A 6,468-nucleotide genomic window follows, 5' to 3' on the forward strand; every position below is an offset into this window, starting at 1 on the left:
TTATTTGTCCTGCTTTAATACCAACCAAAAGAAAGTCGAAACATTTCATGCTTAAAGTGAAATGAAACGTAAGAGGTTTCGTATATGAGCAGTGCAGAACGAAGACAGCAAATTATGGCGCACATACGTAGCCATGGCTCAGGCAAAGTGGATGAGTTTTCAGACCAGTACAATGTTTCCGCAGTCACGATTCGACATGACCTCAATTTGCTCGAAAAAGAAGGCTGCGTATTTCGTTGTTATGGTGGCGCAACGCTTAACCCTAACTTTGCATTTGACCAACCTTTGTACCGCAAAGATCAGCTTAATCGCAGTGCCAAGCAATCCATTGCTCAAGTAGCAGCGAATCTTATTCACGATGGTGAGGCGGTTATCTTAGATTCAGGTACCACAATAGGTCTTATGCCTCAGTATTTGATGAACAAGCAACAATTGGTTGTCATGACCAATGCACTCAATACTGCTTATCAACTTAGTAAATTCGAAAACATCGACCTTCATGTTGTCGGTGGAAGCCTTCGCCGAGCGTCTTGTTCATTGATTGGAAATCATGGAGAGCAACAAATCCGCTCTTACCTTTTTGACAAGCTGTTCCTGGGCGTGGACGGATTCGATCTACAGGCTGGAGTGACCACGCCGGACTCTCAAGAAGCACAAGTTAACCGATCTATGTGCGAAGTCGCTCGCCAAATTATTGCTGTTACGGATTCAAGCAAATTTGGGCGAAAGAGCTTTTGTATGATCCGCGCAGCAAACCAAATCGATGTATTGGTAACCGATAGCAATATTCCCCACGCAACGCACCGAGCGCTCATTGAAATGGGTGTTGAAGTGATTATTGCCGATCAAACTGTTAACTAGGAATAAATATGAAAGCGTTACTTTCTTTAATTGAACAGCATAAGCAAGGCCAATCAACTGGTATTTACTCTGTTTGCTCGGCGCACCCGCTAGTTCTTGAAGCCGCCATTAAACAAGCGGCACAAGATAAACAATTGGTGCTCATAGAAGCGACGTCTAATCAGGTGAATCAATTTGGTGGCTACACCGGAATGACACCGCAAGATTTTTCTAGCCATGTGTTCTCTTTAGCTGAACGTCTCAATTTTCCTGCAGATAAAGTTGTGTTGGGTGGTGACCACCTTGGCCCAAACTGTTGGCAAAACTTATCTTCAAGTCAGGCAATGGAATATTCAGCTCAGATGATACATGACTATGTTTGTGCAGGATTTAAGAAAATTCACCTCGACTGTTCAATGCCTTGTGTTGATGACCAACTGCCTCTTAGTGAAGAACTAATGGCAGATCGTGCCGCAAAGCTGTGTGTGGTTGCGGAGCAGGCATGGAAAAGTATTGGCGGTGAAGCGCCTGTTTATGTAGTTGGAACGGAAGTACCTACTCCAGGCGGTGCACTTGACTCGCTGCAGGAAGAGTGTATCGAAGTGACTAAGCCAGAGAAGGCGTTGGCAACATTGGATGCTCATCATCGGGCATTCAGCGATGCTGGACTTGGTTATGTCTGGCCGCGAGTTATTGCTTTAGTTGTTCAGCCGGGCGTTGAGTTTGACCACCATATGGTGCACCACTATCGAAGTCATGAGGCTCAATCACTGAGTAAGATGATCGATAGTCAGCCACACCTTGTGTTTGAAGCTCACTCTACCGACTACCAGAACCCACCAGCCTACCACCAACTAGTGGGTGACCATTTCGCCATTCTTAAAGTGGGTCCTGCTCTGACATTTGCTTTGCGTGAAGCTCTCTATGGCCTTGAACGCGCCGAAAAAGAATGGCTGGGAACTCATCACTCTTCGCATTTACGTGACACCATTGAACAGGTAATGCATGAACAACCAAGTTATTGGCGCTCACACTACTCAAGCAAAGGCCACCAGCAATTCCTTGATTGCAGCTACAGCCTGAGCGATCGCATTCGTTACTACTGGACTCATCCAGAAGTGAAAGCATCGCAGAAGGCTTTATTTGACAACCTGGCTGCCAGTCCGTTGCCAGTAACGATCCTTAGCCAATATTTGCCAAATCAGGCTAAGGCCATTTCTCAAAATCAAATTGAAAACCATCCCGCTGACATCGTAATTCACAAGGTTATGGAAGTGACTGAGGTCTATTCCGCAGCCTGTTATTCAAATGCAGTGGTTTGTAAGGAGACGATTTAATGAACCTATTTTTAGGCTACGAACAGCCATGGCTAGAGCAACATAATGGTATTCATACAGCGAAAGAAATCAGCCATCAGCCACGCTTATGGCGTGCATTGGCCGATATTTTGGAGCAACAACATGATGCGGTAAGTGCATTTTTGAATCCACTGTTACAACACTCTGACTTACGCATCATTTTGACAGGTGCAGGTACGTCAGCTTTTGTTGGTGATGCAGCCGCGCCGTTTATTCAACAAGGAGTTGGTTTCCAAGTGACGTCAATTCCAACGACCGATTTAGTGTCAAATCCTGAGCAGTACCTTGACCCATCTCGTCCGACCCTGCTTGTCTCTTATGCACGCTCTGGCAATAGTCCTGAAAGCGTCGCCGCAGTGGCACTGGTCGAACAATTGGTTAGTGACTGCCACCACCTGTTTTTAACCTGTAATGGAGAAGGGAGGCTCTCTCATTATGCCCAAACTGCTGATAATGCTTACTGCATGCTGATGCCTGAAGGCTCCAACGATAAAAGTTTCGCAATGACCTCTAGTTTCAGTTGCATGTTGATGGCGACATTGACGCTACTTGGTGGGCAGTCGCCAAGCCAATGGAATGAACAAATAGCCGCGACAGCAACCTTGTGTGAAGACAAGCTAAAACAGTGGCAACCAGCTATTAAAGCACTGGCATGCATGCCTTATGAACGCCTGGTTGTGTTAGGCAGCGGTGGCTTTTCCGGCTTAGCGCGAGAAGCTTCATTGAAATCGTTGGAGCTCAGCGCGGGTAAAGTGATGACGACTTTCGATTCATCGTTAGGTTTTCGTCATGGTCCCAAATTTACCATTAACGACAAAGCATTAGTTATTCAGCTACTTTCTAGCAAGTCGTACACGCGTCAATACGATATGGACCTGTTCAATGAAATCCGTCGAGACAAACAGGCTCTCGGCCATGTTGCTATCTCAGAAGTCGCGCTCAATGAAGAAGGGGTTTTTGAACTTGGGGTATTAGGCTTTGGCGATCAGTGGCTGTGCTTCCCCTTCATTTTGTTCTGCCAAATGTTGGCATGTGAAAAATCACTCCAACTTGGTTTGGGACCAGATAACCCATGCCCAACTGGTGAAGTTAACCGTGTGGTGCAAGGCGTCACAATATACCCATTCAATCAGTAAAGAGTTCTATAAGGAAATTAGACCATGCCAAATATCGTTTTAAGTCGTATTGATGAACGCCTTGTTCACGGGCAAGTAGGTGTGCAGTGGGTGGGTTTTGCAGATGCCAATATTATAGTTGTCGTTAACGATGAAGTAGCAGAAGACACTATTCAACAAAACCTAATGGAAATGGTCATCGCTGATGGTATCGCAATCCGTTTCTGGACAGTAAAAAAGGCTATCGAAACCATCCATAAAGCGGCTGTTCGTCAGCGCATTCTATTGGTTTGTCGTACTCCAAAAGATTTCCGTCAATTGGTCGAAGGCGGCTTACCAATTAGCAGTATCAACGTAGGTAACATGCACTACGCCGAAGGTAAAAAACAAATTGCTAAAACAGTTTCAGTTGATGCTGAAGATGTGGCGGAATTTGCACGACTAAAAGCACTTGGGGTGACATGCACAATTCAAGGTGTACCAACTGAAAGTGCAACTGACATTTTTACTCTTATCTAATAATAAGGACACCAATCATGGAAATAGGACTCTTACAGGCGGTGATGCTCGGCATCCTAGCCTTCTTTGCGGGCCTTGATATGTTCAACGGTCTGACTCACTTCCACCGTCCAGTAGTACTTGGTCCGCTTGTTGGTCTAATTTTAGGCGACTTGCAAACCGGTATTTTAGTCGGTGGTACGCTAGAACTGATCTGGATGGGTCTAGCTCCGCTTGCTGGCGCTCAGCCACCAAACGTTATCATCGGTACTATCGTTGGTACGGCTTTCGCAATTACCACTAAAGTTGAGCCTAATGTCGCGGTTGGTGTCGCTGTTCCTTTTGCGGTTGCAGTTCAAATGGGTATCACCCTACTGTTCTCTGCAATGTCAGCTGTTATGTCTAAGTGTGATGAGTTTGCACAAAACGCAGATACCGACGGTATTGAACGCGTGAACTATATGGCGCTTTCCGTACTAGGTTCATTCTACTTTTTATGTGCTTTCTTACCTACCTACCTTGGTGCAGAGCACGCTGGAAAAATCGTTGAAGTCCTACCAAAAGACCTTATCGACGGCCTAGGTGTTGCCGGCGGCATCATGCCAGCTATTGGTTTCGCAGTACTGATGAAGATCATGATGAAGAATGCTTACATCCCTTACTTCATCTTAGGTTTCGTTGCGGCAGCTTGGGTACAACTCCCAATTCTTGCGATTGCGGCCGCCGCGACAGCGATGGCAATCATCGACTTTATTCGTAAAACAGAACCAACTCCTGTAACTGCACCCGCTGAGGACTTTGAAGATGGAATCTAATGTAAGCAACGAACTAGACCTTCGTAAACAAAACGCTGATGTGCAGCCAGCTCCTGGTGTTAGCGCAGATGAATATGAAAACAAAGAAATTGGCGCTGAGCTAACCAAAGCGGACATCAACAGCATGGCATGGCGCTCATTGTTGCTCCAAGCCTCTTTTAACTACGAGCGTATGCAGGCTTCTGGCTGGTTATATGGTCTGCTACCAGCGCTGAAGAAGATACACACAAATAAAGCTGACCTTTCTAAAGCGATGCAAGGTCACATGGGGTTCTTTAATACACACCCATTTTTGGTGACATTTGTAATGGGTATCATTCTGGCAATGGAGCGCTCAAAGCAGAACATCAACAGTATCCAAAGCACCAAGATTGCAGTCGGTGCGCCAATGGGTGGTATCGGTGATGCGATGTTCTGGTTAACACTATTACCTATCTGTGGTGGCATCGGTGCTGACCTTGCACTCCAGGGCTCAATTATGGGGGCAGTGTTCTTTTTCGTTTTGTTTAACGTGGTGCACTTCGGTCTTCGTTTTGGTCTGGCACATTACGCCTACCGCATGGGAGTAGCGGCCATTCCAGTGATTAAAGCTAATACCAAGAAGGTGGGACACGCCGCATCTATGGTCGGAATGACGGTCATCGGCGCATTGGTTGCAACTTATGTCCGCCTGTCAACAACAGCTGAAATTACCGCGGGCGACGCAGTAGTAAAACTACAAGATGATGTTATCGACAAACTGATGCCAGCGTTCTTACCACTTGTTTATACCCTGACAATGTACGCCTTGGTTAAGCGAGGTTGGAGTCCGCTCAAACTGATTGGCCTGACTGTCGCTCTGGGTGTAGTAGGTCGCTTTATGGGCTTCTTATAAAACTTACCTCCACATGATTAACAGGGGCTGAGTAATCGGCCCTAATAAGGGAAATAGAAATGATTGCAGTAATTTTATCTGGTCACGGTGGGTTCGCGTCTGGTCTAGCAAAAGCAGTATTCCAAGTCATTGGCGAACAGCCTCAGTTTAGGTTTATCGACTTCCCGGAAGAGGCAACTACATCACAGCTTGAAAAGGCAATGCGAGAGGCGATAAAAGAAATTGATTCTGGAGAAGGCATTGTTTTTCTGACTGATTTGCTGGGAGGCACACCATTTCGTACCGCATCTCTTCTGAGTCAGAAAAGAGACGACATTGAAGTGGTCACAGGGACAAACATGCAGATGGCTGCGGAAATGTTACTTGAACGCGATGAGCTTAGTCTGATCGAGTTTCGCAAGCAAGCTGTCGAATGTGGGTATAGAGGAATTACTTCATTGGCTGCGGAAATGGAACAAAGAGCACCAATTACAGATACGGTAGAAGAAGATGGGATCTGAACGACACACGAATGTGCGCAATAGCTATCGAGTTCAGCGGATATTACACGGTGAGACTTGGCTTACCAATGCCTTAATCACTATTAATGGCGAGGGGATTATTGACGCTATCGAGCCATTTGAACCTCAGAAGCATATAGATTTTATTGATTTAGGTGATGTTAGTTTACTTCCCGGCATGATTGATAGTCACGTACATGGCTCAAAGGGCTGCGATGTTATGGATGCTAGCCATGACAGTTTGAACACAATGTCACGTTACTTTGCCAGCCTTGGCGTCACAGCGTTCGTTGCTACGACAGTAACTGCGCCAGTGGCAAAAATTCGGGCTGCACTTCAACAAGTGGCTAAAAGCAAGCGACGGGGTGTTGTCGGTGCTGAAATCCTCGGTGCGTATTTAGAAGGGCCTTACTTCACGGAGAAAAACCGCGGAGCACATCCAACCACATGGTTTAGAGATCTATCTGT

General features: G+C 46.1%; 7 protein-coding genes and 1 pseudogene. All 8 read left to right on the forward strand.

The annotated features are described in order from the left end of the window. Nucleotides 1–84 precede the first annotated feature (84 nt). Nucleotides 85–861, forward strand: a complete 777-nt coding sequence (agaR, locus tag AB4653_RS19480) for a transcriptional repressor AgaR (protein ID WP_009846032.1) — start codon at nt 85–87, stop codon at nt 859–861. 8 nt (nt 862–869) lie between these two features. Further along, nucleotides 870–2,177: a D-tagatose-bisphosphate aldolase, class II, non-catalytic subunit gene (locus AB4653_RS19485; RefSeq protein ID WP_009846033.1), complete on the forward strand. Its 1,308-nt coding sequence runs from the start codon at nt 870–872 to the stop codon at nt 2,175–2,177. Continuing rightward, nucleotides 2,177–3,334: an SIS domain-containing protein gene (locus AB4653_RS19490; RefSeq protein ID WP_009846034.1), complete on the forward strand. Its 1,158-nt coding sequence runs from the start codon at nt 2,177–2,179 to the stop codon at nt 3,332–3,334. The genes AB4653_RS19485 and AB4653_RS19490 overlap by 1 nt, the downstream gene beginning before the upstream one ends. Before the next feature lie 24 nt (nt 3,335–3,358). Continuing rightward, the gene (gene agaV, locus AB4653_RS19495; RefSeq protein ID WP_009846035.1) at nt 3,359–3,832 is read left to right on the forward strand and encodes a PTS N-acetylgalactosamine transporter subunit IIB; all 474 of its coding nucleotides are present in this window, start codon (nt 3,359–3,361) and stop codon (nt 3,830–3,832) included. Nucleotides 3,833–3,849: 17 nt separating this feature from the next. Next, a complete protein-coding gene (gene agaW / locus AB4653_RS19500; RefSeq protein WP_009846036.1) occupies nt 3,850–4,626 on the forward strand; it encodes a PTS N-acetylgalactosamine transporter subunit IIC in 777 nt (258 codons plus the stop codon). Then, nucleotides 4,616–5,500 carry a PTS N-acetylgalactosamine transporter subunit IID gene (gene agaE / locus AB4653_RS19505; protein ID WP_009846037.1) on the forward strand — a complete coding sequence of 295 codons (885 nt, stop codon included), beginning with the start codon at nt 4,616–4,618 and terminating at the stop codon, nt 5,498–5,500. Before agaW ends, agaE begins: the two co-directional genes overlap by 11 nt. Before the next feature lie 59 nt (nt 5,501–5,559). After that, nucleotides 5,560–6,000, forward strand: coding sequence for a PTS galactosamine/N-acetylgalactosamine transporter subunit IIA (gene agaF / locus AB4653_RS19510; RefSeq protein ID WP_009846038.1), 441 nt, complete (start codon nt 5,560–5,562; stop codon nt 5,998–6,000). After that, nucleotides 5,990–6,468, forward strand: a pseudogene (locus AB4653_RS19515) (N-acetylglucosamine-6-phosphate deacetylase); the annotation flags it as partial. The gene agaF and the pseudogene AB4653_RS19515, both read left to right, overlap by 11 nt.

This window comes from Vibrio sp. 10N.222.48.A3 (assembly GCF_041475345.1).
In the GTDB taxonomy this organism is placed as follows: Bacteria; Pseudomonadota; Gammaproteobacteria; order Enterobacterales; family Vibrionaceae; genus Vibrio; species Vibrio tasmaniensis_A.